The organism is Janthinobacterium sp. 13, assembly GCF_002749695.1.
Taxonomy (GTDB): domain Bacteria; phylum Pseudomonadota; class Gammaproteobacteria; order Burkholderiales; family Burkholderiaceae_D; genus Janthinobacterium; species Janthinobacterium kumbetense.
This window is the reverse complement of record NZ_PEEQ01000001.1, coordinates 3874761-3901493: the sequence shown is the minus strand read 5'-3', so window position 1 is coordinate 3901493 and position 26733 is coordinate 3874761. Positions and strand designations below refer to the sequence as shown.

Here is a 26733-nt window from a genome sequence, read left to right as displayed (position 1 = left end):
CTTAACACCGAAACAAGCGCCATGTCCACACAAACCAATTTATTTGACGATGCCCAGCCTGAGCCGATCGAGCCGGATGAACCGGTATTCGACGGCGAAGCGCTGACCCTGTCCACCTTCGCCGAGCGCGCCTATCTCGACTACGCCATCTCCGTCGTCAAGGGCCGCGCCCTGCCCGACGTGTGCGACGGACAGAAGCCCGTACAGCGCCGCATCCTGTATGCGATGAATGAGCTGGGCTTGAACTCCACCGCGAAGCCCCGCAAATCGGCGGCCGTGGTCGGCGACGTGCTGGGTAAATTGCATCCGCACGGCGACCAGTCCGTGTACGACGCGCTGGTGCGCATGGCGCAGGATTTCTCGCTGCGCTACCCGCTGATCGATGGCCAGGGCAACTTCGGCTCGCGCGACGGCGACGGCGCCGCGGCCATGCGTTACACGGAAGCGCGCCTGACGCCGATCGCCAAGCTGCTGATGGATGAAATCGGCATGGGCACTGTGGATTTCCAGCCCAACTACGACGGTTCGACGGAAGAACCGAAGCTGCTGCCGGCACGCCTGCCGATGGTGCTGCTCAATGGCGCCTCCGGCATCGCCGTGGGCCTGGCGACGGAAATCCCGTCGCACAACCTGGCGGAAGTGGCCAAGGCGGCTGTCGCCATGATCCGCGATCCGAAGATAACGCACGCCGAACTGATGGCCATCATTCCCGGTCCGGACTTCCCCGGCGGCGGCCAGATCATCACGCCGCCATCGCAAATCCAGGACATGTACGCGAGCGGCCGTGGCAGCATGAAGGTGCGCGCGCGCTGGAAGATCGAAGAGCTGGCGCGCGGCCAGTGGCAAGCCGTCGTGACGGAACTGCCGCCCGGTACCTCGTCGCAAAAGGTGCTGGAAGAAATCGAGGAACTGACGAATCCAAAGATCAAGCTGGGCAAGAAGGCGCTATCGCCGGACCAGGTGGCCCTGAAGGCGCTGATCCTCAATTCGCTCGACACCATCCGCGACGAATCGGGCCGCGCCGCGCCCGTGCGCCTCGTGTTCGAACCGAAATCGAAGAACCAGGACCAGACGGAGTTCATGCTGATGCTGCTGGCGCATACGTCGCTGGAATCGTCGACCTCGATCAACCTGGTGATGATCGGCGGCGATGGCCGTCCGCGCCAGAAAGGCCTGGGCGACATCCTGCGCGAGTGGATCGATTTCCGCTTCGAGACCGTCACGCGCCGCACCGGCTACAAACTGGGCAAGGTCAAGGACCGCATCCATATCCTGGAAGGGCGCGAAGCGATCCTGCTCAATATCGACAAGGTGATCCAGATCATCCGCAATTCGGATGAGCCGAAGGCGGCCCTGATCGACGCGTTCAAACTGTCCGAACGCCAAGCTGACGATATCCTGGAAATCCGCCTGCGCCAGCTGGCGCGCCTGGAAACGATCAAGATCCAGCAGGAACTGGCCGAGCTGCGCAAGGAAGAAAAATCGCTGCAAGACCTGCTCGACAACCCGGGATCGATGAAGCGCGCCATCATCCGCGAAATCGAAGCGGACGCCAAGCAGTTCGGCGACGCGCGCCGCACCCTGATCGAGGAAGCGCAGAAAGCCGTGGCCGAACAGAAGGTGGTCGATGAACCCGTCACCGTCATCATTTCGGAGAAAGGCTGGGTGCGCGCGCGCACCGGCATCGGCCACGATGCGGCGCAGTTCACCTTCAAGGCCGGAGACAGCCTGCATGGCGCCTTCGAGTGCCGCACGGTCGATACCCTGCTGGGCTTTGGCAACAACGGCAAGATTTACTCGGTCCCCGTCTCGGCGCTGCCCAACGCGCGCGGCGACGGCGTACCGATCACGACCTTGTGCGACCTGAGCGGCGGCACGCCCGGCAACGCCGTGCGCATCCTCCATTACTTTGCGGGCAATGGCGCCACCAGCTTGCTGCTGGCGTCGAGCGCCGGCTACGGCTTCATCGCCAAGGCGGGCGACATGACGAGCCGTCTGAAAGGCGGCAAGGCCTTCATCACCCTGGACGACGGCGACGTGCCTCTGGCGCCCAAAGTCATCCCCGAGGCAGCCAGCGCCCTGGCCTGTCTGACGGAAGGCGCGCGCCTGCTGGTGTTCGGCCTCGATGAAATGAAAACCCTGTCCAAAGGCGGCACGGGCGTCAAGCTGATCGACCTCGATGCCAAGGACAAGCTGCTGGCCGTGCAGCCGATCACCCAGCGCGGCGTGGTGGTCTCGGGCATCGGCCGGGCATCGAAACCGCAGGATGCGTCGCTGGGCGCCACGGCCCTGGCCGAACACTTCGGCAAGCGCGCGAAGAAGGGCAAGGCGCTGGCGGCCAAGCTGAAACCGGTATCCATGGCGGCCATCGGCTGATCGCCACCCCGTCATACGAAAAGACAGGTTCGCCTGTCTTTTTTTTGCCCGTCACCGCGTCGCGGCAGCAGGGAAAAGCGTTGCACAGATAATTTGACAGATCCGCCCCGCGCTCCCGTTATCCCTGCAGGCATGCCACCGGCATGCTATCCACAGACAGGAGAACAGGGATGAAAAATCAGTTTTCAGGCATGGCGCCATGCAGCGCCTGACCCCGGCCGAACGGCTGGTGGCGGCCATGGCGGCCGAAGGCTTGCCGTATAAAAGCATCGCCAGGGAACTGGGCAAGTCGCCGGCCACCGTACGCAACCAGTTGCATGCGATTTACCAGAAGCTGGGCGTGGGCAACCGCACGGCGCTCGCGTACAAGCTGCGCGGCACGCCTTAACGCCGCGACAGGCGCAGCACCTCGGGCGTCGCTTCAACGATGTCGATCACCTCCTGCGCCCCGCTAGCATCACCCACGGCATAGCGGCCCATGCCCAAGGGATGCAGCCGGGTCACTGGGCCGGCGCGGGGCCGGTCATCGGGGCCGGGCGTCATGGACGTCAAGGCCGCCTCCCCTGGTGCCATGGCGCCGGCGGGCGCGCCGAACTCGAGCACCTTGCGCCCCTTGCGGCTGGGAGGAAAGGCGAACGTGGCCGTGGGCCGGTACACCTCGACACCGTCTGCATCCTCCTCGAAGGAATGCGTCCAGCTGCCGCTGGGCAAAGCCATCGTCATGCCGTGCATGCCGCCTCCCGTTGAACAGATTGTCATCAGAAACACGATACCACGCCGCCCAGGCTTTCATAGCCGCTCACGGAAGGCGACCAGACCGTGCCGTTCCACGCCTTGTGGAACAGGGCACCATTGGTGCCCGTGACAAACACGTCGAGGCGGTTCGGCGCCCAGGCCGTGGCGCGCGGACGCGAGGTGCAGATGCCCCCCAGGTTTTCAAAGCCCGTCAGCGACGGACTCCAGGCGCTGCCGTTCCATGCCTTGTGGTACAGCGCGCTATCCGTGCCGATGACGAACAAGTCGAGCCGGTTGGCACCCCACGACACGGCTTCCACTTCGCCCACGCAAATGCCACCCAGGCGCTCGAAGCCATCGTTGGAAGGCCCCCATTTCGCGCCATCCCACCACTTGTGGTACAGCGCGCCATCGGTACCCGTGACGAACACGTCGAGGCGGTTCGGTCCCCACGCCACCGCCTTCGGCGAGGAGGTGCAGATGCCGCCCAGGCGTTCATAGCCCGTCAGCGACGGTCCCCAGGCCGTGCCGTTCCACCACTTGTGGTACAGGGCCCGGTCCGTGCCGATGACGAAGACATCAAGGCGGTTCGGCCCCCACGCCACGGCTTCCGGCTGGCCCAGACAGATGCCGCCCATGGCTTCGTAACCGGTCAGCGACGGCCCCCAGGCGGCGCCATTCCACCACTTGTGATACAGGCCCCGGTCCGTGCCGACGACAAACACGTCGAGGCGGTTCGGCCCCCAGGCCACGGCGCGCGGGTCGCCCACGCACAAGCCGCCCATGGCTTCATAACCGGTCAGGGACGGTCCCCACGCCGTGCCGTTCCACCATTTGTGGAACAAGCCGCTGTCGGTGCCCGTGACGAACACGTCGAGCCGGTTCGGCGCCCACGACACCACCTGCGGCGCACTGGTACAGATGCCGCCCTGCCCTTCATAGCCGGTGACGGACGGCGCCCAGGCCGAGCCATTCCAGGCCTTGTGGTACAGCGCGCGGTCCGTGCCCAGCACGAAGACGTCGAGGCGGTTCGCGCCCCAGGCCACGACGGGAGAAGAGCTCTGGCGCGGCGTGGCGCCCGTGCCGCCCGTCCCCGTGCCGATGCTGGCGCGCGGACCATCGAGGCAAGCCTGCATGCGCGCCACCTGGCCCGCCGTGAACATGAACATGGCGGGATCGTCGACATAATCCATGTAATTCATGAACATGTCTCCATTCGGCCCGTTGCTGCAGGAAACGTGGGGAAACGAAGGCTGGCCCGTGTTCGGCCCGCCCTGGTTCGGCGTGTCGGCCACGTTGTCCGTGCCCGAGCAGCCTGTGCCGTCGTCACCCCATATATGGTTCAAGTTCAGCCAATGGCCGATTTCATGCGTGGCCGTACGGCCCAGGTGGAACGGCGGCGCGGCCGTGCCGCTCGTGCCGAAGGCCGATTGCAGGATCACCACGCCGTCGGTGGCCGCCGGGCCGCCGGGGAACTGCGCGTAGCCCAGCAAGCCGCCACCGAGCTGGCACACCCAGATATTCAGGTAGCTGTCGGCCGGCCAGGCATCCATGCCGCCCGTCGCCTGCGACTTGACGGCATCGTCCGCGCCAAACGAGGCGACCGTCGTCTGGCGCCGCTCGATGCCGCTGGTGGCCGCGCCATGCGGATCGGTCGTGGCCAGCGCAAACTCGACGCGCGCATCGGCCGTCAGGGGCAAAAATGGCGCCGGCGTGCTGTTCACATCCGGGTTGACGCGTCGGAAGTCGCGATTGAGGACATCGATCTGGCTGGCGATCTGCGCATCCGAAATATTCTGCGCAGCCGTATTCCACACCACGTGCACCACCACCGGTATCTGCGTCACACCGGAACGTCCGGCAATGCTGCTGTCGCCCTCGTAGAGTCCGGCCAGGTTTTCTATATCGGCGCGCACGTTCGCATAGGATGGATCTTCGGTCAGCAGGCGACGATGCACGTCCATCGTGGCGCAGGTGCGCGTCTGCGGCGTACCGCCACCCTGCCCCCCATCGCCGCCGTTGCCACCGCCACCATCGCCGCCCATGCCGCCGCCACCGATCTGCATGCAGCTGGTGCCCGCCATGCCTTGCGGCGCCTGCTGCATGCCGCCGCCCGGCATGGCGCCGGCATCCACGGCGGTCGCCCCCTGGGCGAGCGCCGTCTGGTCGGCATACGACACGCCCAGGCGCGGCCCCGGCATAGCGTCACCGCCCGTCGCATCAGCATCGGCCTGCATGTCGCCCTCGACCGGCATCGCCTGCATGGAAGACATGGCGGACATGCCTTCAGCCGAACCGGTGGCCGGTGTTTTTTTCGTTTTAGCGGTGCTCATGATGTCTCCCTTCGTCTGTTTGCCAGATCACTATGGCACGGCGAAAAGAGGAGCATTTGCGGCAGATCAAGACTGGCAAGCGACGCCAGGGAAAAGTGGCGGACGAAAAAAAAGACAGCCGAAGCTGTCTTTGGGGTTTACGGGCCGTGGCCCGCAAACGGGGAATTACTTGGCGGCTGCTGCCTTGACTTCAGCGTCGGCCTTGGCCTTGGCTTCTTCCGTCTTGGTGGCGGCCAGGGCCTTGTCGGCGTTCGCTTCCACTTTTTCCTTGGCGACCTTGGCGTTCGCTTTCACGGCCGTCTTGGTGGCTTTCGCATCGGCCTTGGCATCGGTTTTATCCGCCTTGGCTTCCGCTTTCAGCTTGTCTTCCGCATCAGCATTGACGACTTTGTCGTGTGCCTTGGCCTTGGTTTTGTTGGCCTTGTGGTGGGCGTCGGCTTTCTTGTCGTCGGCCTTCATTTCCGCCTTGGCGACATTCGCGTCAGCCTTGGCATCGACTTTGGCTTCCGAAGCAACAGCCTTGTTGACGTCTTTTTGCGCGGAAGCCTGGGCTTTCACAACGGCTTCCGTGGCCGGTGCGGTTTGCGCGAAGGCGGCGGTGGCAAACAGGGTAGCGATCAGTGCGGCGAGTAATTTGTTCATGATGAGACCTTTCAATATGGTTTAATTTTATTCTTACTAAAGGCGGGCAAAATGTTCAAAATTTGCCAGGCATCGCGCTGTTTCTTGATGTAGCGCAATGGCATGACTTCATAGTAAAGATAACTGGCAAACCACACAGTGCGTTAGCGCACTCAACGGGAAATATGTGCATTTCGGCAAACTTCCCATCGAGCGCGGCCGTACGCTGCAGGATCTCACACGCTGACGGCCAGGGCCGCGTGGCGCGCCGCCACCCACTCCTCGTTGGCCGGTTCCACGCCCACCACGATGCGGCTGGCATCGCTGGAAATGCGGCTGGCATTGCGCGCATTCGCCTGCGCATCGAGCACGGGGCCAATAAAGCCCAGCTCGGCGCAGATGCGCTGGCGCAGCTCGGCGCTGTGCTCGCCGATACCGGCCGTAAACACCAGCATGTCCAGCCCGCCCAGCACGGCCGTCAGGGCGCCGATCTCGCGCACGATGCGGCGGATGTATAAAGCCAGCGCGGCGCGGATGCGCTCGCCAGTGGCATCCTGGCGGTCCTGCTGCGCCAGCAAGACCGGCGGATCGGCCGACACGCCCGACACGCCCAGCAAGCCCGATTCGTGGTACAGCACGTGCGCTACCTTTTCCAGCGACAGTTTTTCGATTTCCATCAGGTAGATGACGGCGCCCGGATCGAGCGAGCCGCAGCGCGTGCCCATCATCAGGCCGTCCAAGGCGGAAAAGCCCATGGTGGTGGCCACGCTGTGCAAATTCTCCATGGCGCACAGGCTGGCGCCGCTGCCCAGGTGGGCCACGATGACCTTGCCACGCGCGACAGCACCGAAGCGCTGCTCCAGCACCAGCGACTGGTATTCGTACGACAGTCCGTGGAAGCCGTAGCGGCGCAAGCCCCGCTCCCACGCATCGTACGGCAGTGCCAGCATCTGCTCGACCTGCGGCACCGTGTGGTGGAAGGCCGTGTCGAAGCACGCCACCTGGGCGATGTCGGGCCGCGATTCCAGCAGCACCTCGATTGCCTCCAGCGCGAACGGCTGGTGCAGGGGCGCGAGCGGGACGAAACTTTTCAGGTCGGCCAATACGGTGAAATCGATGCGCACGGGGGCGAAATACTTGCTGCCGCCATGCACCACCCGATGCGCCACGGCGCGCAGCGGACGCCCGGCCAGCTGCGCCACCACTTGCGCGCGGATGTATTCGAGGGCCGCGTGATGCGGCTGCTCCGGGTCCAGCTGCAAGGCGACTGCCGGCAGTCCGCCGGCACGGTAAGTGGCATTTTCGCGGCCGATGCCTTCGACCTTGCCGCTCCATTGCGCCTGCTGCGGCAGCACGCCGCCCGCTTGCTCGAACAAGGCGAACTTGATGCTCGACGAGCCGCAATTGAGCACCAGGATCAGGGTGCCATCGGCATGGGTGATTGGCGCGTTCATGGCGGCGTGCTCCGGTAATGGTTGGCCAGCATCACGGCGATGGCGCACGAGGCGATGCGGCTGGCGCGCGAGTCGGCGCGGCTGGTCAGGATGACGGGGATTTTCGCGCCCAGCACGATGCCGGCGCTGTCCGCGTCGCCCATGTATTCGAGCTGCTTGGCCAGCATGTTGCCGCTTTCCAGGTCGGGCACCAGCAAGATATCGGCGCGGCCCGCCACCTCGGAGACGATGCCCTTGACGGTGGCGGCGGCGATCGAGACGGCGTTATCGAAAGCCAGCGGGCCGTCGAGGATCGCGCCCGTGATCTGCCCGCGGTCGGCCATCTTGCACAGGGCGGCGGCATCGAGCGTGGCCGGCATGTCCGCGTTCACCGTTTCCACGGCGGCCAGGATGGCCACGCGCGGCTGGGCCACGCCGATCACGTGCGCCAGGTCGATGGCGTTGCGCACGATGTCGGCCTTCATGGCCAGGTTGGGGGCGATATTGATGGCGGCGTCGGTGATGATGAAAGGACGCGGATACGCGGGCGTCTGCATCAGGAAGCAGTGGCTGATGCGGCGCTTGGTGCGCAGGCCGGCGCTGGCGGCCAGCACGGCCGACATCAGTTCATCCGTGTGCAGGCTGCCCTTCATCAGCGCCTCCACTTCGCCCTTGCCCGCCAGTTCGGCGCCGCGCGCGGCGGCGGCATGGCTATGCTCGACGTCCTCGATGGCGATGCCGGCCAGGCTCAGGCCAGCTTCCAGCGCCACCGCCTCCAGGCGCGCGCGCGGCGCCACCAGAACGGGCGTGATCAGGCCGGCCGCATGCGCGTCGAGCGCGCCCGACAGGCTCAGTTCATCGCAAGGGTGGATCACGGCCACCTTGATCGGGCCCAGGGTGCGCGCGTGTTCCAGCAGGCGCCGCGTGCCGTCGCCGTTATGCAGGCGTACCTCGGGCAGGGTGGCGCGCTGGCGTTCGATCTGCTCGGCGGGCGCGATCACCTGCGCCTCGCCGTCGAGCACCACGGCACCATGCTGGTTGACGCAGCGGCACGCCAGGGTCACGTGGCGGCTGCGCGGCTCGAGGGCCGTGACGGTGACGCTGATGGCCAGCGTATCGCCCACGCGCACGGGCTGCAGGAAGCGCAGGGTCTGGCCCGTGTAGACGGTGCCGGCGCCGGGCAGGCGCGTGCCCAGCACGGCGGAAATGAGGGCCGCGCCCCACATGCCGTGGGCGATCACGCCCTGGTAGCGGCTGGCGGCGGCAAATTCGGCATCGAGGTGCTGCGGGTTGTCATCGCCCGACATCACCGCGAACAGGGCGATATCGTCCATGCTCAGGGTGCGCGTGATGCTGGCGCTGTCGCCGATGGCGATCTGGTCGAAGGTGCGGTTGCGTACGATATTCAAGTCATCGTCTTGGGTAGTAGTCATCGTGGTCTTCTATACAGGGGTAATGTGTTTGGCCGGCTTGGCTTTTGGCCCGGCAGGGGATGAGCGCGCGTCCGACGGCAACGCCTTCGTTTGCGCCTTGATCGCGCGATCGAAGACGTCTTGCATCTGCTGCAGGCTCGCTTCCTCGTCCGGCGTCGGCGCTTCGGGCACTTGCAGCACTTGCTGCAGCCATTCGGACAGCGCGCCGATGTCGTCCGGGCTGGCGCGCGACAGCAGGACCGGCAAGGCGGCGATGGCGGCATCGAAATCATGCAGCATCAAGCGCGCCTGCTGGCGCACGATGCCGCGGAATTCCTCCATGTTGACATCCTGCCGGTACTGCGGCTTGATCAATTTCAGGGCCAGGTTGACCCTGCGCTCGTCGGCGATCATGCGGAAGCGGTAGATGTAGAACAGCGCGCGCACGGCCGCTTCCACCAGGCCGCCCCGCTGCATGTCCTCGTCCATCTTGCGCGTTTCGCAACGCACGTATTCGCAATGCTCGGGCGAGATACCGGGATGGGGGCGCGGCGGCGTCGTGTCGCCGATGGCTTGTCCCGTCAGCGCCTGCACCAGCGGCGAGCCGTACACCAGGTCAAAGGTGGTTTCCTGCACCGTATCGCGCCAGTCGCGCCAGCCGTTCAAGCCAGCCGTGATGGCGCCGGAGATGGCCTCCTGCATGGCCAGCAGCGGATTGTCGGGCGATACCGGCTGGCGGTGGGTACGCACTTTTTCCGCCTCCCTGGCCACCAGCCTGGCCAGCGGATTATGGTCCGTCCAGCGTTCGTAAGACACGCGCAGCGGATGCGCGAGCTGCAGGAAGCGCGCCGACTGCGGCGTGACCATGGCGCGGACCCACGGCTGCGCAAACGTGCGGTACAAGGCCAGGTTCACTTCGGACACGCGCGCGGCGGCGGCGAACTTGCGGTCGTTTTCCACGCTTGGCTGCACGATGGCGCGCACGTCCTCGATGCCGCGGTGCTCGACCTGCAGCACATAGTCGCCGCTGGCCAGGTCCGCGTTCGGCGTGTCGGGCGTCTTGTCGACGATCCTCGCTTCGTAGATACCGGCCGGCAGCAGGTTGATCAGGTCGATATTGCTGGCGAATTTCTGGTGTTCCTTGTGCCCCACCTTGGCCGAGACGAAGATGCCCAGGTGGCCGATGCTGTCATGCACGGCATACACGATGGTCTGGTCGTGCAGCAGCACATCCTTGTCATCGCGGTACAGGTCCGTGATCCAGCCCAGCGCCTGCGGCGGTGGCGTGATGTTGTCGCCGTTCGAGCAAAAGACGACGATGGGCGAACGGATATTGCGCAAGTCCAGGCGCACGCCATCGGACGTGATCAACTCCGCCGTAGCCAGGCGGTTGCCGATGAACAGATTGTCGACGATGTACTGCATCTCGACGTCGTTCAGGAAGACGTGGCCGCCCCAGTATTTTTCAAATTCCAGGTAACGGGGCGCTTCCGTGTCGATGTTTGCATACAGGTTGTACTGCTTGCTCCACAGGGTGTTGGCCGGGTTCAGCTTCTCGAAATTCTGCACCAGGCTGGCGCCGTCGAAACGGCCGTTGCCCAGGTCGCCCGCCAGGGCCGTGGCCCAGCTGCCGCCCATCAGCCCACCGGCGTAGCGCATCGGATTGCGGCCATGCCAGCCGGCCCAGTACGACACGGGCGCGCCGGCCACGATGATGGGACCGAACAATTCCGGGCGCATGGCCGCCGTCATGAGGATTTGCCAGCCCGCCTGGCAATTGCCGATGACGACGGGCTTGCCCTCGCTGAGCGGATGCAGGGCGATGACTTTTTCCAGGAAAGCCGCCTCGGCGTGCATCACGTCTTCCACCGTCTGTCCCGGCACGGGATCGGGCAGGAAGCCGATGAAGTAGCACGGGTGGCCGGCGCGCAGGGCCACGCCGATTTCGCTTTCCGCCTTGAAGCCGCCGATGCCGGGACCGTGTCCCGCGCGCGGGTCGACGACGACGAAGGGCCGCTTCGACGGATCAGGTTCGGGCGCATCGGGCGTCAATATGCGCGCCAGGCCGTAGTTGACGGGACGCGCCAGTTCCAGGCCAGACATCACCAGTTCGGCGGGGAAGTCCAGCACGTTCGGCACTTCCTCGGCCATGTGCTCCTGGTACTGGTTGCCGCGCCGGCGCATCACGTCCGCGTACAACACGATGCGCTGCCACGAGTCGCGTGCATAGTCGCCCAGCACGCCCAGCGACGGCAAGCCGCCGGTGGAGAAAAATGGTGCAGCTTCGATCTTCATGGCTATCCTTTTCATGCAAAAAACGCCGGACCATTCCGGCGCGGGGGCTACGCCATCTGGCTGATGGTCTTGCGAAAGCGCGCCAGCGCGAAGGTAAACAGGGCCGTGCCGATGGCCAGCAGGGCCAGGAACGGCTTCCACACCACGTCGATGCCGGCGCCCCGGTACAAAATTGCCTGGCTCAATTCGACGAAATGCGTGGTTGGGGCGATCAGCATGATGTTTTGCACCAGCTGGGGCATGCTTTCGCGCGGCGTGCTGCCGCCCGACAGCATCTGCAGCGGCAGCAGCACGAGGATCAGCAGCATGCCAAACTGCGGCATGCTGCGCGCCACGGTGGCGAGGAAGATGCCCATCGACGTGGTGGCAAACAGGTGCAGCGCCGCGCCGCACAGGAACAGCGCGATCGAGCCTTCGATGGGCACATGCAGCATGCCGCGCACCACCAGGTTCAGCGACAGGGCGGCGGCCAGCAGCACCACCAGGCCCATCGACCAGACCTTGCCCAGCATGATTTCGGCCGGCGTCACGGGCATCACCAGCAGATGCTCGATGGTGCCGTGTTCGCGTTCGCGGATCAGGGCCGCGCCCGTGAGGATGATCGACAGCATCGTCACCTGGTTGATGATTTCCATCAGCGAGCCAAACCACGCCTGGCTCAACGAAGGATTGAAGCGCGCGCGCATCACCAGTTCCACCGGCGAGACCGTCGCGCCCCGATAGCGTTTGGCGAATTCGGCCACTTCGCCGGCGACAATCTGCTGGATATAGCCGCTGCCGCTGAAGGCCTGGCTCATGCGCGTCGCATCCACGTTCAGCTGCAGCTCCGCCTGGCGCCCGCCCAGCACGTCGGCCTGCAGCTTGGGCGGTATCGTCAGCACGAAGGTGTACTGGCCCGCGTCCAGGCCCGCATCGACCTGGCTCTGGTTGATCATGGCCGGCGGCGTGAACTGGGGCGGAAAGAAGGCCGAGGCGATGCGCCCGGACAGGGGCGAGCCATCCTCGTCGACGATGGCGATCGAGGCCATGTGCAGGGTTTCCGGCTTGGCCGTGGCGGCCACGTAGATGGCCAAGGTGAACGTGTAGAGGATCAGGATCAGCATCATGGGATCGCGGATCAGGCTCCAGATTTCCTTCACGCCCAGGCGGTAGATATTTTCAAGATGCCGCATATCAGCTCTCCTGTTTCTTCAGCAGCGCCACCGTCACACCGAGGATCACGGGAATGGCCACGATCAGGGGCCAGAACGAGGCATGCAGGTCACCAAAGCCCAGCGCCTTGTTGAACACCCCCCGGCTGATATTGAGCATGTGCGTGGCCGGGTACATCAGGCCGATGGCCTTGCCCACGCCTTCCATCGACGAGACGGGATTGAGCAGGCCTGAAAACTGGATGGCCGGGATCATGGTGCCGATCATGGTCACGAACAGGGCCGCGATCTGGCTGCGCGTAAACGTCGACGCGAACAAGCCGATGCCGGTGGCGCAGATATTGAAGATGAAGGTGGCGCCGATCAGGGTCGGCAAGCTGCCCTTGATCGGCACGCCGAAGGCCGTCACCGCCAGCAGCGCCATGAGGATGAAATTGAGCATGGCCAGCAGCACGTACGGCACCTGCTTGCCGAGCAAAAATTCCAGGCGCGTGACGGGCGTCACGTACAGATTGATGATGGAACCCAGCTCCTTTTCGCGCACCACGGACAGCGCCGCCAGCATGGCCGGCAGCATCAGCAGCAGCAGGGGAATCACGGCCGGCACCATGGCCGGCAGGCTTTTCACGTCCGGGTTGTAGCGGTAGCGCGTCTGGATGGCGACGGGGTTGTTCATCGTGATGCCATAGCGGTGCAAGGCCTGGTCGGCCAGCCACAGCTGATGCATGCCCTGTACATAGCCCTGCACGGTTTCGGCGCGCATCGGCATGGCGCCATCGATCCACGCGCCCACCTGGGCCAGTGCGCCGCGCTGCACGTCGCGCGCGAAGCCGGGCGGGATCTCGATGGCCAGCGACAGTTCGCCGCTGCGCATGCGCTTGTCGATATCGGCATAGTCGCGCAAGGGCGGTCGCTCGATGAAGTAGCGCGAGCCGGCCAGGTTGTTCGTGTAATTCTGGCTCAAAGTCGTCTGGTCGTGGTCAAGTACCGCATAACTGAGGTCTTCGACGTCCAGGCTGATGCCGAAGCCGATGACGAACAGCAGCAGCACGGAGCCGCCCAGCGCCAGCGTCAGGCGCACGGGATCGCGGCGCAGTTCCAGGGTTTCGCGCCACATGTAGCTGAGCATGCGTCCCAGGCTGAAACGGCTGCGCCGGTGCTGCGGCGCTGGTGCCTGCACTGCCGCTTCCTGCGCGGGCGCCGGCGTTTCCTGCACTGCCGCGGGCGCCGTGCCGCCGCCCGCCTCTTCCAGGTAGGCGATGAAAGCCGCTTCCAGCGACGGTGCGCCCTTCTTGCGCACCAGTTCTGCCGGCGCATCGCTGACCAGCACTTTACCCGCATGCATCAGCGAAATGCGGTCGCAGCGCTCGGCCTCGTTCATGAAGTGGGTGGAGATGAAAATGGTGACGCGGTCGCGCCGCGCCAGCTCGATCATCAGGCGCCAGAAATTGTCGCGCGCGATGGGGTCGACGCCGGACGTCGGCTCGTCGAGGATCAGCATTTCCGGCTTGTGCACCATGGCCACGGCCAGCGACAGCCGCTGGCGTATGCCCAGCGGCAGGCTGTCGGGCAAGTCGTCCATCACTGCGCGCAAGTCGAAGCGCTGCGCCATCTCGTCGATGCGTGCAGCGATTTCAGCTTCCGGGACGTGGAACAGGCGCGCGTGCAGCACCAGGTTCTGGCGCACCGTCAGTTCGCTGTACAGAGAGAAGGCCTGCGACATGTAGCCGACCCTGCGGCGCGTGTCGATATCGTTGGAATCGACCTCCTTGCCGAACAGCCAGGCCTTGCCTTCCGTCGCCGGCAAGAGGCCCGTGAGCATCTTCATGGTGGTCGACTTGCCGCAGCCGTTCGATCCCAGGAAGCCGAAAATCTCGCCGCGACCGATACGGAAATTCACATGGTCGACGGCCGTGAAATCGCCGAAGCGCATGGTCAAGTCTTTGGCCTCGATGGCCACGTCCTGCGCACTGGCCGCATCGAGCGGCGTGATGACGACGGGCTGGTGACCGGCGCGCTTGGCGTCGGGCAGCAGCTTGATGAAGGCCGCTTCCAGGTTGCCGCTGTCCGTGCGCGCCAGCAGTTCGGCCGGCGTGCCCGTATCGAGCACCTTGCCGTCGTCCATGGCCACCAGCCAATCGAAGCGCTGCGCCTCGTCCATGTAGGCGGTGGCCACCATCACGCTCATTTGCGGGCGCTGCACGCGGATGCCGGCGATCAGGTCCCAGAACTGGGCCCGCGCCAGCGGATCGACGCCGGTGGTGGGCTCATCGAGAATGAGCAGGTCGGGATCGTGGATCAAGGCGCAGCACAGGCCCAGCTTCTGCTTCATGCCGCCCGACAGCTTGCCCGCCGGGCGCGCCAGGAAGGGCTGCAAGCCCGTGCTGCGGGTCAGCTGGTCGATGCGGCGGCGGCGTTCGGCCGCGTCGTGGCCGAACAGGCGCGCGAAAAACTGCAGGTTTTCCTCGACAGACAAAGTCGGATACAGATTCTTGCCCAAGCCTTGCGGCATGTAGGCGATGCGGGGGCAGACGTCGTCGCGGTGGCGCGCATCGCGCATGTCGCCGCCCAGCGCCATCACGCTGCCCTGCTGCACGGCACGCGCGCCGGCCACCAGCGACAGCAGGCTCGATTTGCCCACGCCATCGGGCCCGATCAAGCCCACCATGCGGCCGGCCGGCACGTCCAGGTCGATGGCGTCGAGCGCCACCGTCTTGCCGTAATGCTGGCTGACGCCCTTGATGCTGACGACAAAGGAGTTCACGTCCATGCTCACTGCGGAACCTTGGCAGTCAGTTCTGCGGGCCATGCCTGCTTCGCATCGAGACGCACCCAGGCCACGCCAGGCAAGCCCACTTTCACCAGCGCCAGATGCTTTTGCAGCAGCTCGCGGCTGATCTGCGCCTTCACGCGGAACATCAGCTTCTGGCGCTCGCTGGCCGTTTCCACCGTCTTCGGCGTGAATTGCGCGCTGGCCGCGACAAACGAGATCGTCGCCGGAATCACGTAATTGGGCGCCGCGTCGAGGATGATGCGCACCTCGCCGCCCAGCGCCACCTTGCCGGCCGCCGTCTCGGGCAGGAAGAAGGTCATGTAGACGTCCGACAAGTCGACCAGGTTGAGCACCTTGCCGCCGCCCGCCAGCACTTCGCCCTGCTGCGCCACCAGGTATTGCACGCGGCCGTCGCGCGGCGCCGTCAGCTGGCCATCGGCCAGGTCGGAATCGATGCGCGCCGTCGTCGCCTCGGCGGCGACGACGGCGGAGCGCGAACCCACCACCTGCGCCTTTGCCGCGTCGATGGCCGCCTGCGCCGCCGTCACTTGCGCCTTGGCCGCGTTCAATGCTGCTGCCACGCTGCGCACGCGGGCGCGGTCGTCGTCGAGTTCCTGCACCGAGGAAGCCCCCTCTTTCGACAGGGTTTCGGAACGGGCCAGGCGGCGCTTGGCCGCATCGAGTTCGCTTTCGCGCTGCGCCACCATGGCCAGCGCGGCCGCCTTGTCGCTCTCGCGCACGGCCACTTGCGCCTGCGCGCCCACCACGGCGTCGGACGCCTGCTGCTGGCGCGCGCGCGCCTCGTCGCGCTGGGCCGTCAGGGAATCGACCTGCATGGTGGCCAGCGGCTGGCCCGACTTGACGAAGTCGCCCTCGCGCACGAGGATCTCCTTGACCCGGCCCGCCAGCTTGGTGGCGACGTCGATTTCCGTCGCTTCGATGCGGCCATTGCCGCTGACGAAACCTTCGCCTGGGCCCGTGGGACGCATTTTTTGCCAGGCCACATAGCCCAGCACGAGGACGGCCACGACCAGCGCCGCGGGGATAAGTTTTTTCTTCAGTTGTGGAGTCATGGTATCGGCAATCGCTTTTAATTGGTGAACGTGGCGGCGGCGGAGGTGTTGGCAGGTACGCCGCCGCCCAGGGCGGCGTACAGGCTGACCTGGCTCGAGAGCAGCGCGCGGCGCGTCTGCACCAGCTGCTGCTCGACCGTCAGCAAGTCGCGCTGCGCGTCGAGCACTTCCAGGTAGGGCGCGGCGCCATTGTCGTAGCGCAGCTTGGCCAGGCGCGCCCGTTCGCTCTGCGCGGCAAGGGTCGTCTTGCCGATATCGACCTGCAGCGCCAGCCAGCGCCGGTTCGACAGCGCGTCGGCCACTTCGCGGAAGGCGCCCTGCACGCTTTTTTCGTAGTTGGCCACGGCCATGTCGCGGCGCACTTCGGCCAGTTCCATATTCGCGCGCAGGCGGCCCGCGTCAAAGATCGGCAGCACCAGGCGCGGCGCGAAATTCCACGCGCCGCTGCCCGAATCGAACAAGCCGCTCAATTCCGCGCTGGCCGTGCCGTAGGCCGCCGTCAAGGAAATCGTCGGGAAGAAGGCGGCGCGCGCGGCACCGATATTGGCTTGCGCGGCGCGCAGCTGATGTTCGGCCGCCACCAGGTCGGGACGCTGCGTGAGCAAAGCCGAGGGCAGGCCCGCATGCAGCGGCTGCAGCACGCTGGCGTCGTCGAAGCGGCGCACCTCACCAGCCACCGGCGTCAGGTCGATGGGGCCGCCCACCAGTTGGGCCAGCGCATGCGCCTGCACGGCGCGCGCCTGTTCCAGCTGCGCCGACAGCGACAAGGCCTGGCTGAGCAAGGTTTCCACCTGCGTCAGGTCCAGCTTGGAAATCGACCCGACTTCAAAGCGGCGCGTGAAGATGCGCAGCGATTCGGCGCGGCTGTCGACGGTGGCGCGCGCCAGTTCCACGCGCTCGTCGAGTTCGCGCAAGCCCAGGTAACCATTGGCCACCTGCGCCACCAGGGCCACGCCGACGGCGCGGCGCGCCTCGTCGCTGGCCAGCAGGGTTTGCAGCGCGCTGTCCTTCAGGCTGCGCACGCGGCCCCAGAAGTCGAGTTCCCAGGCGCTCACGTTCAAGCCTGTCTGGTACTGCGCGCTCGTCATGGGACGGCCCGTCACGCTCAGGTCACCGGGCACGCGCGCGCGGCTGCCCGAAGCGCCCAGCGCGATGGTGGGAAATTGCTCGGCGCGCTGGATGCCATACGCGGCGCGCGCCTCTTCCACGCGCAGCGCGGCGATGCGGATGTCGCGGTTGCTCGCCAGCGCCTGCGCAATGAGCGCCTGCAGGCGCGGATCGGCAAAATAGGCTTGCCAGGCGACGTCGGGCGCGTGCGCGCCGGCGGAATCGGTTTCCGGATACTGCGCCGCCACGGGCAGCGGCGGTGGCGCATACGGTGGCGCCATCGAGGCGCAGCCGGCCAGAGCCAGCGCGGTGGCCAGCGCGGCCATCCTGGCGCAGTTGGGCAAAGTAGGAACAGCCATGGTCATCTTCTTCCAGTCAATTCAGAATGTTGTAGCCGCCATCGACATACAGGGTGCCGCCCGTGATGGCGCGCGCGCCGTCGCCGGCGAGGAAGGCGCACAGCGCGCCCACGTCCTCGATGGTGGCCAGGCGCCGCATGGGCGAGCGTTCGATGGCGTCGGCCATCAGGCGGTCGAAATGGGCGATGCCGGAAGCGGCCCGCGTCTCCAGCGGTCCCGGCGAAATGGCGTTAACGCGGATGCCTTGCGGGCCCAGTTCGGACGCCAGGTAGCGCACCGACGCTTCCAGCGCCGCCTTCACGGGGCCCATCAGTCCATAGTCGGCGATGACTTCCCCCGCGCCCAGATAACTCATGGTCATCAGGCTGCCGCCGTCCGGCATCAGCGGTTCGGCCAGTTTCGCCATGCGCATGAAGGAGTGGCAGGAGATATCCATCGCCTGCGCAAAGCCGTCGGCAGAACTGTCCGTCACGCGGCCATGCAAGTCCTGCTTCGGCGCATAGGCAATGGAATGGACGACGAAATCGAGCCGTCCCCATTGCCGTTCGATCTGCGCGAACAGCGCTTCGAGCTGGCCCGGCACGGCCACGTCGAGCGGCGCCATGATGGCCGCCTGCACTTGCTGCGCCAGCGGTTCCACGTATGGACGGGCCTTGTCATTGAGCCAGGTCACGGCCAATTCGGCGCCGGCCGCGCGCAGTGCGCTGGCGCAGCCCCAGGCGATGCTTTGCGTGTTGGCGATACCCACCACCAGGCCCCGCTTGCCCTGCAAAGGCAAGGGCCGCAAGTCGGCCGTCATGCCTGGACCGGACGCAGGGCGGGCCACGGCGTGGCCGCATGCACGCATCGCACCGCGCCGGCGTGCATGGCGGCGGCGCAAGTGGCCAGCGTCACGCCGCCGGCACGCGCATACGGCAAGGCAATGGGAGTGTGGGGGTGTAAGGTACTGCACGCGTCAGGCGCGGGGGTCTGCATCTTCATGAATCGGCTTCCGTCACTGAAATTCGAGGCACGCACCAGTGCATTTTCGGGGAACTGGTACGGGGCGAAATTACTCTACAGCATTTAGACGCGTGATTCGTGATGAGTCCGATCCGCATTCCATGACGCTTTGAGCTAGGTCAACTATAAGTGCGATTGCGGCAATGCAACATTGATGTAAATCAAATTTTACCTCAATATTATCTAAATGAAATATTTTTCAGGCAAGCGTGCGAACGTATTGATTTGATAATATCACTGGGCTAGCGAGAAGAAAAGCGCCCAGGTGAGCGACAATTGGTATTGCCTGGAAAACAAGCAGCGCTGGGCAGGGGCGGAAGGCAGGCGGTGGGGAGAAGCAGAAAGGGGGCCATGCTATTGCGATGCAACATGACCCCCATGCATTACGGAAGCGGCAAGAGCGGCATTATTTGCCCGGCGCCGCGGCGGGACGCGAATACAGGTCGATGATGGTGCTGATGCCATCCTGGCACACGGAGCAGAACGTCTCGCTGCGGTCGAACATGATGCACTGCATCTCGGGACGGTAGTAGCCGGACGACTCGTAGTTCGCGCCTTCGAAGGCGCCCACCGCATGGCGCTGCGGCGCCTTCGAGAATAGCTGCTGCGTGTAGGCCAGGTCGGCCTTGAACAAGTCGCTCATCTCGCTTTCCGGGCGGTTGGCCGCACGCAGGGCCGCGCGCTGCTTCTGGTATTCGCGCGCTTGGCTGTCGTATGCTTCCTTCGGCCATGGCGTCGGCAGCGGCGTGCCGGCCTTGACGTGGTGCTTCCATTTCAGCCTGGCCGGATCGCGCAGCGCCGTGGCGTTCGGCTCCCACGGTTCCTGGCGCTCGCCATTCGACTGATAGGCCACGGGCGAAGTGTAGTACTCGTCGGCCAGGCCGGCGAAATGGTGGCCGAATTCATGCACGAACAGGTAGTTGGCCCAGTCGCTATTGGCCGCCGCCGTGCTGAACTGGCCGAAGATGCCGCCGCCGCCGTAGGTATCGTTGTTGACGAGGATTTCGATGAATTCATACGGCGCGTACTGCGCAAGGTCGCGCAGCGCGCGGTTATCCGTCGTCAGCACATAGCGCTCGCTGCCGAAGATATCGTAGCGCGTGCCCAGCGGCGACGCGTGATGCACGCCCGTCGAGGGGCGCGACACGCCCGACTCCTGGGTCGGCGCGGCCATGGCCCACACGTTGAAATCCCTGGCCCGCTCGCGGAATGGCGAGACGGTGAAAAGATGCTCAGCCAGCTTGCGCGCCGTCGCTTCGAACTTGCCCATTTCGGCGGCCGTATAGCCGTCGCCCATGATCAGCAGGTCGACCTTGTCGGGCGATGGCCCGCTGATGCGGATCGGGATCGGCTTGACGGGCGCCGGCGGCTGCTTGCGGATCACGTCCTGCGCGGCAGGGTCGACATCGGTGCTCCATACAACGGAAAACAGGCCGCGCTCGTCGCGCTTGAGGATGCGCACGCGCACGGGGTGTTCGGGCTGCGGAAAGCGCACGGATTCCTGGAAGGCACGCGTGGTGGTCTTCGCTTCATCGGTGCTGGCCCATTCGCCGAAGATGGTGGAAAAACCGCGCGAGTACAGCACCTTGCCCGACTTGATGTCGACCACTTCCAGCAGGTTGTTGCCGCGGTTGCTGTCGTCGATGGGACGCGCCGGGTTGCCCGGCCATGGCAGCGGCTCGACCAGCACGCGCTCGACCGCATAGTGCTCGCCCAGCGCATTGCCGCTGTGCTGGTAATCGAGGCGCATGGTGGCCGGCGGCGGCGCATTATCCGCCTGAGCGGCAGGGACGATGCCGGCGGCCAGCGCCAGCGCGCAGAGGAAGGATCGAATCGGAGTCTGCTGCATGTCATTCCTAAAACGGTAGAAAAACAGGTGAAGGGAACGGTTTTCCAAACAATCGGCGGGCCTGCCGGCAGGTGCGGGAAAAACCGCTGCGGCACATTGTAGCGACAGGATGCGGGCGTGCAAAGCGCCCATTTCACGCGATTCGCTTGACCATACGATACAATCAATCTATATTAGACTGACTAGTCGATTAACTAAAGGAAAGAGCCATGCGCACCATCGATCCCGGCAAACACGCGGCCCGCCGCGACGCCATTCTCGCCGCCGCGCGCCACTGCTTTGCGCGCAAGGGCTTTCACCAGACCAGCACCGCCGCCATCTGCGCGCAGGCGGGCATGAGTCCCGGCAACCTGTTTCACTACTTCCCCACCAAGCAAGCCATCATCGCCGCCATCGTCGACGAGGAAGGCAGCGAGACGACCGCCTATTTCGCCGGTGTGCAAGGCAGCGCCGATGCCTACGGCGCCCTGCTCGATTTCATGGACCTGGTGCTGGCGCTGGCGGCCGATGACGACTTTGCGGGGCTGGCGCTGGAAATATCGGCCGAAGCGATGCGCGACGCGGATATCGCGGCCAGGGTGGCGCGCAACGACGCCAGCCTGCGCGCCGGCTTGCAAGCCCTGCTGGAAAAGGCGGCATCAGGGGGCCAGGTCGACGCCGCGCTGGACGCCGCGCAAACGGCCAGCTGGATCGCCGCGCTGATCGACGGCATCTTCAACCGGGTCGCCGTCGATCCCGATTATGCACCGCTGGCGCAACGCGCCAGCCTGCACCTGCTGCTGGCGCGCTTCCTGCGCCCTGCCCTGGCATGAGCGCCGCCATGCAAGCCCAGCCCACACGCATCGCCGACGTCGACGCCCTGCGCGGCTGCGCCCTGTTCGGCATTTTGGTCGTCAATATCGGCGCATTCGTCACGCCCTGGTTCGGCCTGGGATTGACCGATCCCGCCTTTCACGGCGGCGTGGACCGCGCCACGCACTTTATCGTCGCCCTGCTGTTCGAAACCAAGTTCTACCTGCTGTTTTCCTTCCTGTTCGGCTACAGCTTCACCTTGCAGATGCAGGCGGCCGCGCGCGCCGATGCGCCGTTCGTGCCGCGCATGCTGCGCCGGCAAGTGGGCCTGTGGCTGATCGGCGCCCTGCATGCCGTGCTCCTGTTTCATGGCGACATACTCACGACCTATGCTCTGCTGGGCATCGTGCTGCTGGCGCTGTACCGCTGCGGCGAGCGCCAGGCACTGTCCCTGGCGTTGATACTCGTCACCGTCTGCGTGGCATTCTGGGCAGGCATGGCCTGGCTGCAAGGCCTGCAGCCAGCGGGCGACGCTGCGGACAACGCCGTGGCGATGGCGCAAAAGGCGGAAAGCGCGCTGGCCGCCTACCACGCCACGCCGGCCGCCGTCGTCCATCAGCACCTGCGCGAACTGGGTGAAATCTGGATCGTCCTGCTGCTGGTGCAGGCACCGTGCGCGCTGGCCATGTTCCTGTGCGGCCTGGCCGCCGGCAAGCGCGAGATGCTGCTGCACGCAAGCGATTATCTGCCGCTGCGCCGCCTGCTGCTGCGGGCCGGCGCGCTGGTGGGCTTGCCCGGCGCCGCCTTCTACGCGTGGACCTCCGTGTATGGGGATAGCCAGGCATGGCAGGTGGCGGGACTGGCCGTGGGCCTGGCGAGCGCGCCACTGCTGGCGGGCGCCTACCTGGCGCTGGCGCTGGTCCTGTTCGAGCGCCTGCGCGACGGCACGCTGTTTGCGCTGCTGGCCGACACGGGCCGCATGGCCCTGTCGAACTACCTGCTGCAGTCGGCCATCTGCGCCGTGCTGTTCCTCGCGTATGGCGCGCGGCTGATGGGCAGCGTGTCGCCGCTGGGCGCACTGGCGCTGGCAGCCATCATCTTCGGCCTGCAGCTGCCGTTGAGCCGCTGGTGGCTGCGCGGCCACGCGTATGGCCCCGTCGAGTGGCTGCTCAGGGCCTTGACGATCGCCGCGTGGCCGCGCTGGCGGCGCGCCGCTTACTTGTAGCGGTACAGGGGCTGGCGCAGCTGGATGGGGCGGATGTCGAGGCGCAGTTTCAGCACCGAATACGCTTCCGCCTCGGTCGAGCTGTAGCCGACGCTGTTGACCGTTTTACTGAAGCGGAACTCGAAGCCCAGGTCCGGATATGGGTCGCGCGGGTTGCCGAAGGCGATGCCGATGGCTTCCTGCTGCGCGTTGTCGATCAAATTACCCATCAGGTCCAGCACGGCGTTATTGCCGAGGATATCGTTGGTGAACACGGGCTCGCGCATGTCGGGCTGGTTCGGATCGAGCTTGTTGTCGGCCTTGTCCGGCGAGGGCGTAAACACGCGCGTGACGAGGTTGAATTTGTCGCCCCGGTCCAAGTAGCTGATGGCCGCATTGCTGATATTGAAATTTTTCACGCCACGGTCGCTGATGGCGCCAGACAGATCGATCAGCAGGGCGCCGCTGTAGCCGATGACTTCCACGTCGCGCATGGCGTCGACCACCATGGCGCTGTTTTCATCGATGCCCAGCCCCAGGTGATAGCCTTTTTTCAGCATCACGGGAATCATGCGCGCAAAGCGCCCGCGCACCAGAAGATGCTGGTCCACGAAGACATCGCTGCCGATGAAGCCCAGGCCGGGTGCGATCTCGCGGCCATCCGTCACGCCCATCTTGAGCATGTCGAGCACGGGCTTGGCGTCGTAGAACATGGTGGTGCTCATGATGGCGGCACCGGCGCTGGAACCGGCGATCACGCCGCCATTGCGATAGACCGACCAGATGGCTTCCAGCGCTGCCGTACGGCTGCCGTCCGGCCGCAGCAAGGCTTGCGTGATGCGCCCCTGGTCTCCGCCGGCAAAATAGATGCCGCTGGCCGACTTGATCTGCGTGACGATGGCGGGGTCTTCGGCAGCCTTGCGGTAATCCCTGTTCGGCAGCTTGACGGCCAGCGGCACGAAAAAGGCATCGGCGCCATATTGGTTCAGCTTTTTGATGATGCTTTCGCCCGATTTTTCCGGGTTCATCGCGGCCGAGGCCAGCACGGCGATGCGCGCGCCTGGCCCGCCCGACAGCTTGACGATGCGCTGCCAGACTTCGGCATTATCGGCGCGCAGGCCGCCGCCGATGATGACGAGCGTCCCCTGGGGCGCGCTGCCGATGGCGCTGCCGCCGGGCGCCGCCACGGCATGGACGCTGCACAATGCCAGCGCGAACAGCAGCGCGGCGCACAATTGTTGATACAGGCTTGAAGATGATTTCATGGTGCCTTTCGAATACAAGGAAAGTGGCGCATATTTGTTGATACAGGCACGCGCCATTGCTGCCAAAACTGCTGCTTGCAATCCAACGCCATCGCACTACGATACTACTTGCTGCATATGACAGCGTTGTTGCGGTATCTCCAATTTTTACTTGAAACTGTAATTGGCGCTGGCATAGAAGCGCCGGCCGCGCGGATCCGTATAGGTCGGGTCATAGCCGGACAGGAAAAAGTAGGCCTGGTTCGAGTATGGCGGGCTGGTATTGAACAGATTCTGTATGCCTGCGCGCAGCTTGAACTGCTTGCTGACGGCATACGCACCCGACATGTCCCACAGCGTGTAGGCCTTGACCCGATTCGGCTTGACGACGCTGCCGTCATCCGTGTTGATGGCCGAGTTCTGGTCATCGTAGCTGCTCGAATAGGTGTTCGACAAGCTGGCCGAATACGGGCCATGGTCCCAGTCCAGGGTAATCGTATGGCGCCAGCGCTGCACCACGCCGTCCGTGACGAATTTATTCAGGTTGCTGATAAAGGCATCGCCGGGGCCCGTCTGGATTTTCGAATCGAGCACGTAGGTGCCGCTCAGGTGGGCACCGAAACGTCCCCAGGCCGTCTTCACGCCATGCAGGTCGGCCGTAATATCGATGCCCGTAGCCTTTTGCGCGCCACGGTTTTCCTTGCGCAGCTCGATGTAGTCGATTTCATTGTCCTTGTTGCGATGTACGAGGTCGCCGTACTTGGCCAGGTTGCCGAGGATGATGTCGTCGCCGATTTCGCTGATCAGATCCGTGCGCTTGATGTTCCAGTAATCGAAGCTGAAGGTCCAGTGCTGGCTCGGCTCGAGCACCACACCGGCCGTGAACTGGCGGCTGCGCTCCGGTTTCAGCTTGTCGTTGCTGTAGCGGCGCGTATCCCAGTTTTGCGCGCAATCGGCGTAGTTATTATCCACAGTGGCGCATAACACGGGATCGGGCAGGGTCGCCGTACTGCTGTAGACGGTGGGCCGGTGCAAGTCCGACATCGATGGAGCGCGGAAGCCCTTGCCGGTGGACGCCCGCATCAGCACCTGCTTGCTGGGCATGTAAGTCAGGCCCACCTTGGGACTCAGGGCGCCACCCACCTGCTGGTAATGGTCGTAACGGCCAGATAACTGCGCCTGCCACTGCTTGGTGAACGGCAGCAGCAGTTCGCTGTAAATGGCTTGCACAGTGCGGCTGTCGCTGGTGTCCTTGCCGCCTTCCGGCGCCGAATCGTCATTGATATTATTACTCATCAGTAATTTGGAAAGACGGAACTGCGTACGTTCGCGGCGCACCTCTCCGCCAACGGCAAGAGCCATGTCGCCGCCGCCCATGGCCATCAGAGCGCGTGACGCCTTGAAATCAAGCGCATCCATGACGCCGCGCGCGTGGCGCACTTCATCGTTGACCTGGATGCTCTCAATCAGTGCCAGGCCCTCGGCACTGGAAGGCCCGAATGGATTGATGCTGCCATCGGCGATACCTGCGCGCAGCTTGTCCTTCAGCAGATAGCCTTTGGTATCACGGTCCCTGACGGTATTGACGCTATGATTCAAACCCACGTCATAATCCCATCCCGCCACTGTACCGGTCGCCCCCACCACGAAGCGCTGGCTTTCACTGGTCAGCTCACTGGTGCGGTTGCCTGCCTCCTTCAATCGCATGCGCACTTCCAGTTCGCGCTCCACCTGCTTGCCATCGTCATCCAATATGGTATCAAAACCGGTATTGGCCAATTGCGGCACCTTGCTGTAATCCAGGTAACCGATCACCCGTGTCGACGACGCGACATAATTGGTACGCGAACGGCTCAACGCCACCTCCGCATATAGCTGATGGTCCGGGTTCAGCTTCAACACGCCCCGCGAAAGAAAATTCTGCTTCTCCGACTTCGGATACAACTCCGTATCGCGCATGTAATCGTAGGTACAGCCATCGACGCCGCCAGTGCCGTTGGGCAGGTACAAATTGGCGGGTGGATTGCAGTCCGGGATGGACAGGTTGATTTGCCGGTTGGTGATCGGCTTGCCGTTCAACAGGAAGCCGACCTCCTGCAGGTGATCGCGCTGGGCACCCGACAGGCGGATATTCGCCGGGCTGGTAAAACTCGACAGCAAATGGCCAAGGCGCTCGGGCACGTTCAGGTTCGGAATGAACTTGCGCTGCGAGGTGCTGAGGCGGTCCGTCTGCTGCGCGTCGAACACGGCGAAGATATTGTAGCCATCCGTGGCCAGGTCGCCCGTACCGGCCGTGATGCTGACCGTGCGCTTGCCGGCGCCGCCTTCCTGAGTGCCGCTGCCGTAGGCATTCAGCTCCACACCCTGGTAATCCTTGCGCGTAATGAAATTGATGACGCCGCCGATGGCGTCCGTGCCATACAGGGCCGAGGCGCCGTCGAGCAGCACTTCCACGCGCTGCAGCGCGGCGGCGGGAATATTATTCAGGTCCACGCCCGCATCGTCGCCGGGCGAGGCGAAGTTGGCCATACGCCGGCCATTGAGCAGCACCAGGGTCGATGACGTGCCCACGCCCCGCAGATTGGCGCTGTTGAAGCCGCGCTGGTCGCCGCCGATATTGATGCTGGCGCCATCGGTCAGGCCGCCCACGTTGGCCGACACGCGCGCCATCAGCTCGGCCGCCGTCGTCACGCCCGCCTTGTCGATCTCGGCGCGCGTGATGATCTGCACCGGCAACGCCGTCTCCGATTCCAGCCGCTTGATGGCCGACCCCGTGATTTCCACGCGCTGCATTTTTTTCGGCACGGCTTCGCCGTCCGGTTCCTGCGCCAGCGCGCCGTTGCCCAGCATGCCCAGCGCCGCCGACACGCTCAAGGCCCCCAGCGCCAGGCGCACGCCTTGCGCCAGTGCCGACTCGCGTGGCGGTACGCAACTGCCGTCTTGTTTTTCTGCTTGCATGCAAACTCTCCCAGAT

Annotated in this window: 19 protein-coding genes; 4 read left to right on the top strand and 15 right to left on the bottom strand. The window is 64.9% G+C overall.

The features are described from left to right. Positions 1-21: 21 nt before the first annotated feature. Both parC and CLU94_RS17090 read left to right on the top strand, forming a co-directional pair. Positions 22-2376 (top strand): DNA topoisomerase IV subunit A, encoded by a 2355-nt coding sequence (gene parC / locus CLU94_RS17095; RefSeq protein ID WP_099666490.1) that lies wholly within the window; start codon positions 22-24, stop codon positions 2374-2376. Positions 2377-2575: 199 nt separating this feature from the next. Then, positions 2576-2764, top strand: a complete 189-nt coding sequence (locus tag CLU94_RS17090) for a helix-turn-helix domain-containing protein (protein ID WP_099666489.1) — start codon at positions 2576-2578, stop codon at positions 2762-2764. On the opposite strand, the gene CLU94_RS17085 is transcribed toward CLU94_RS17090, so the two are convergent. The 13 genes from CLU94_RS17085 to CLU94_RS17030 form a co-directional block, all read right to left on the bottom strand. Next, on the bottom strand, positions 2761-3135 hold the full coding sequence (locus tag CLU94_RS17085; protein ID WP_099666488.1) for a hypothetical protein: 375 nt from the start codon (positions 3133-3135) through the stop codon (positions 2761-2763). The genes CLU94_RS17090 and CLU94_RS17085 overlap by 4 nt on opposite strands. Beyond that, positions 3135-5444, bottom strand: a complete 2310-nt coding sequence (locus CLU94_RS17080; RefSeq protein WP_218965304.1) for a M43 family zinc metalloprotease — start codon at positions 5442-5444, stop codon at positions 3135-3137. The genes CLU94_RS17085 and CLU94_RS17080 overlap by 1 nt, the downstream gene beginning before the upstream one ends. A 165-nt stretch (positions 5445-5609) precedes the next feature. Then, a complete protein-coding gene (locus tag CLU94_RS17075; RefSeq protein ID WP_099666487.1) occupies positions 5610-6086 on the bottom strand; it encodes a hypothetical protein in 477 nt (158 codons plus the stop codon). A 215-nt stretch (positions 6087-6301) separates the two neighbouring features. After that, positions 6302-7519: an acetate/propionate family kinase gene (locus tag CLU94_RS17070; protein WP_099666486.1), complete on the bottom strand. Its 1218-nt coding sequence runs from the start codon at positions 7517-7519 to the stop codon at positions 6302-6304. Further along, positions 7516-8931, bottom strand: coding sequence for a bifunctional enoyl-CoA hydratase/phosphate acetyltransferase (locus CLU94_RS17065; RefSeq protein ID WP_099666485.1), 1416 nt, complete (start codon positions 8929-8931; stop codon positions 7516-7518). The genes CLU94_RS17070 and CLU94_RS17065 overlap by 4 nt, the downstream gene beginning before the upstream one ends. 9 nt (positions 8932-8940) lie before the next feature. Then, entirely contained in the window at positions 8941-11205 is a 2265-nt protein-coding gene (locus tag CLU94_RS17060; protein ID WP_099666484.1) for a DUF3141 domain-containing protein, read from the bottom strand. Between the two features lie 47 nt (positions 11206-11252). Continuing rightward, the gene (locus CLU94_RS17055) at positions 11253-12377 is read right to left on the bottom strand and encodes an ABC transporter permease (protein ID WP_099666483.1); all 1125 of its coding nucleotides are present in this window, start codon (positions 12375-12377) and stop codon (positions 11253-11255) included. A gap of 1 nt (position 12378) precedes the next feature. After that, the gene (gene rbbA, locus CLU94_RS17050; RefSeq protein ID WP_099666482.1) at positions 12379-15126 is read right to left on the bottom strand and encodes a ribosome-associated ATPase/putative transporter RbbA; all 2748 of its coding nucleotides are present in this window, start codon (positions 15124-15126) and stop codon (positions 12379-12381) included. Between the two features lie 2 nt (positions 15127-15128). Beyond that, positions 15129-16202 (bottom strand): HlyD family secretion protein, encoded by a 1074-nt coding sequence (locus CLU94_RS17045; protein WP_099666481.1) that lies wholly within the window; start codon positions 16200-16202, stop codon positions 15129-15131. 17 nt (positions 16203-16219) lie between these two features. Then, complete coding sequence (locus tag CLU94_RS17040; RefSeq protein WP_373610058.1) at positions 16220-17668, bottom strand: efflux transporter outer membrane subunit; 1449 nt, start codon at positions 17666-17668, stop codon at positions 16220-16222. A gap of 16 nt (positions 17669-17684) precedes the next feature. Beyond that, positions 17685-18467 (bottom strand): enoyl-ACP reductase FabI, encoded by a 783-nt coding sequence (fabI, locus tag CLU94_RS17035; protein WP_180278686.1) that lies wholly within the window; start codon positions 18465-18467, stop codon positions 17685-17687. After that, the gene (locus tag CLU94_RS28095) at positions 18464-18649 is read right to left on the bottom strand and encodes a hypothetical protein (protein WP_143451452.1); all 186 of its coding nucleotides are present in this window, start codon (positions 18647-18649) and stop codon (positions 18464-18466) included. Before CLU94_RS28095 ends, fabI begins: the two co-directional genes overlap by 4 nt. Before the next feature lie 427 nt (positions 18650-19076). After that, positions 19077-20519 (bottom strand): IgA Peptidase M64, encoded by a 1443-nt coding sequence (locus tag CLU94_RS17030; protein ID WP_099666479.1) that lies wholly within the window; start codon positions 20517-20519, stop codon positions 19077-19079. A gap of 209 nt (positions 20520-20728) precedes the next feature. On the opposite strand from CLU94_RS17030, the gene CLU94_RS17025 reads away from it, so the two are divergent. Further along, positions 20729-21331, top strand: coding sequence for a TetR/AcrR family transcriptional regulator (locus CLU94_RS17025; protein ID WP_099666478.1), 603 nt, complete (start codon positions 20729-20731; stop codon positions 21329-21331). Continuing rightward, positions 21328-22536: a DUF418 domain-containing protein gene (locus CLU94_RS17020; RefSeq protein ID WP_099666477.1), complete on the top strand. Its 1209-nt coding sequence runs from the start codon at positions 21328-21330 to the stop codon at positions 22534-22536. The genes CLU94_RS17025 and CLU94_RS17020 overlap by 4 nt, the downstream gene beginning before the upstream one ends. Here CLU94_RS17020 and CLU94_RS17015 read toward each other — a convergent pair. After that, positions 22527-23780 carry a cyanophycinase gene (locus CLU94_RS17015; RefSeq protein ID WP_099668359.1) on the bottom strand — a complete coding sequence of 418 codons (1254 nt, stop codon included), beginning with the start codon at positions 23778-23780 and terminating at the stop codon, positions 22527-22529. The genes CLU94_RS17020 and CLU94_RS17015 overlap by 10 nt on opposite strands. 147 nt (positions 23781-23927) lie before the next feature. After that, positions 23928-26717, bottom strand: a complete 2790-nt coding sequence (locus tag CLU94_RS17010; RefSeq protein WP_099666476.1) for a TonB-dependent receptor — start codon at positions 26715-26717, stop codon at positions 23928-23930. Positions 26718-26733 lie beyond the last annotated feature (16 nt).

What these genes read in the sequence shown, in the direction of transcription:
- parC (WP_099666490.1), top strand. Translation starts at nt 22, where the DNA reads ATGTCCACACAAACCAATTTATTTGACGATGCCCAGCCTGAGCCGATC.
- CLU94_RS17090 (WP_099666489.1), top strand. Translation starts at nt 2,576, where the DNA reads ATGCAGCGCCTGACCCCGGCCGAACGGCTGGTGGCGGCCATGGCGGCC.
- CLU94_RS17085 (WP_099666488.1), bottom strand. Translation starts at nt 3,135, where the DNA reads ATGACAATCTGTTCAACGGGAGGCGGCATGCACGGCATGACGATGGCT.
- CLU94_RS17080 (WP_218965304.1), bottom strand. Translation starts at nt 5,444, where the DNA reads ATGAGCACCGCTAAAACGAAAAAAACACCGGCCACCGGTTCGGCTGAA.
- CLU94_RS17075 (WP_099666487.1), bottom strand. Translation starts at nt 6,086, where the DNA reads ATGAACAAATTACTCGCCGCACTGATCGCTACCCTGTTTGCCACCGCC.
- CLU94_RS17070 (WP_099666486.1), bottom strand. Translation starts at nt 7,519, where the DNA reads ATGAACGCGCCAATCACCCATGCCGATGGCACCCTGATCCTGGTGCTC.
- CLU94_RS17065 (WP_099666485.1), bottom strand. Translation starts at nt 8,931, where the DNA reads ATGACTACTACCCAAGACGATGACTTGAATATCGTACGCAACCGCACC.
- CLU94_RS17060 (WP_099666484.1), bottom strand. Translation starts at nt 11,205, where the DNA reads ATGAAGATCGAAGCTGCACCATTTTTCTCCACCGGCGGCTTGCCGTCG.
- CLU94_RS17055 (WP_099666483.1), bottom strand. Translation starts at nt 12,377, where the DNA reads ATGCGGCATCTTGAAAATATCTACCGCCTGGGCGTGAAGGAAATCTGG.
- rbbA (WP_099666482.1), bottom strand. Translation starts at nt 15,126, where the DNA reads ATGGACGTGAACTCCTTTGTCGTCAGCATCAAGGGCGTCAGCCAGCAT.
- CLU94_RS17045 (WP_099666481.1), bottom strand. Translation starts at nt 16,202, where the DNA reads ATGACTCCACAACTGAAGAAAAAACTTATCCCCGCGGCGCTGGTCGTG.
- CLU94_RS17040 (WP_373610058.1), bottom strand. Translation starts at nt 17,668, where the DNA reads ATGGCTGTTCCTACTTTGCCCAACTGCGCCAGGATGGCCGCGCTGGCC.
- fabI (WP_180278686.1), bottom strand. Translation starts at nt 18,467, where the DNA reads ATGACGGCCGACTTGCGGCCCTTGCCTTTGCAGGGCAAGCGGGGCCTG.
- CLU94_RS28095 (WP_143451452.1), bottom strand. Translation starts at nt 18,649, where the DNA reads ATGAAGATGCAGACCCCCGCGCCTGACGCGTGCAGTACCTTACACCCC.
- CLU94_RS17030 (WP_099666479.1), bottom strand. Translation starts at nt 20,519, where the DNA reads ATGCAGCAGACTCCGATTCGATCCTTCCTCTGCGCGCTGGCGCTGGCC.
- CLU94_RS17025 (WP_099666478.1), top strand. Translation starts at nt 20,729, where the DNA reads ATGCGCACCATCGATCCCGGCAAACACGCGGCCCGCCGCGACGCCATT.
- CLU94_RS17020 (WP_099666477.1), top strand. Translation starts at nt 21,328, where the DNA reads ATGAGCGCCGCCATGCAAGCCCAGCCCACACGCATCGCCGACGTCGAC.
- CLU94_RS17015 (WP_099668359.1), bottom strand. Translation starts at nt 23,780, where the DNA reads ATGAAATCATCTTCAAGCCTGTATCAACAATTGTGCGCCGCGCTGCTG.
- CLU94_RS17010 (WP_099666476.1), bottom strand. Translation starts at nt 26,717, where the DNA reads ATGCAAGCAGAAAAACAAGACGGCAGTTGCGTACCGCCACGCGAGTCG.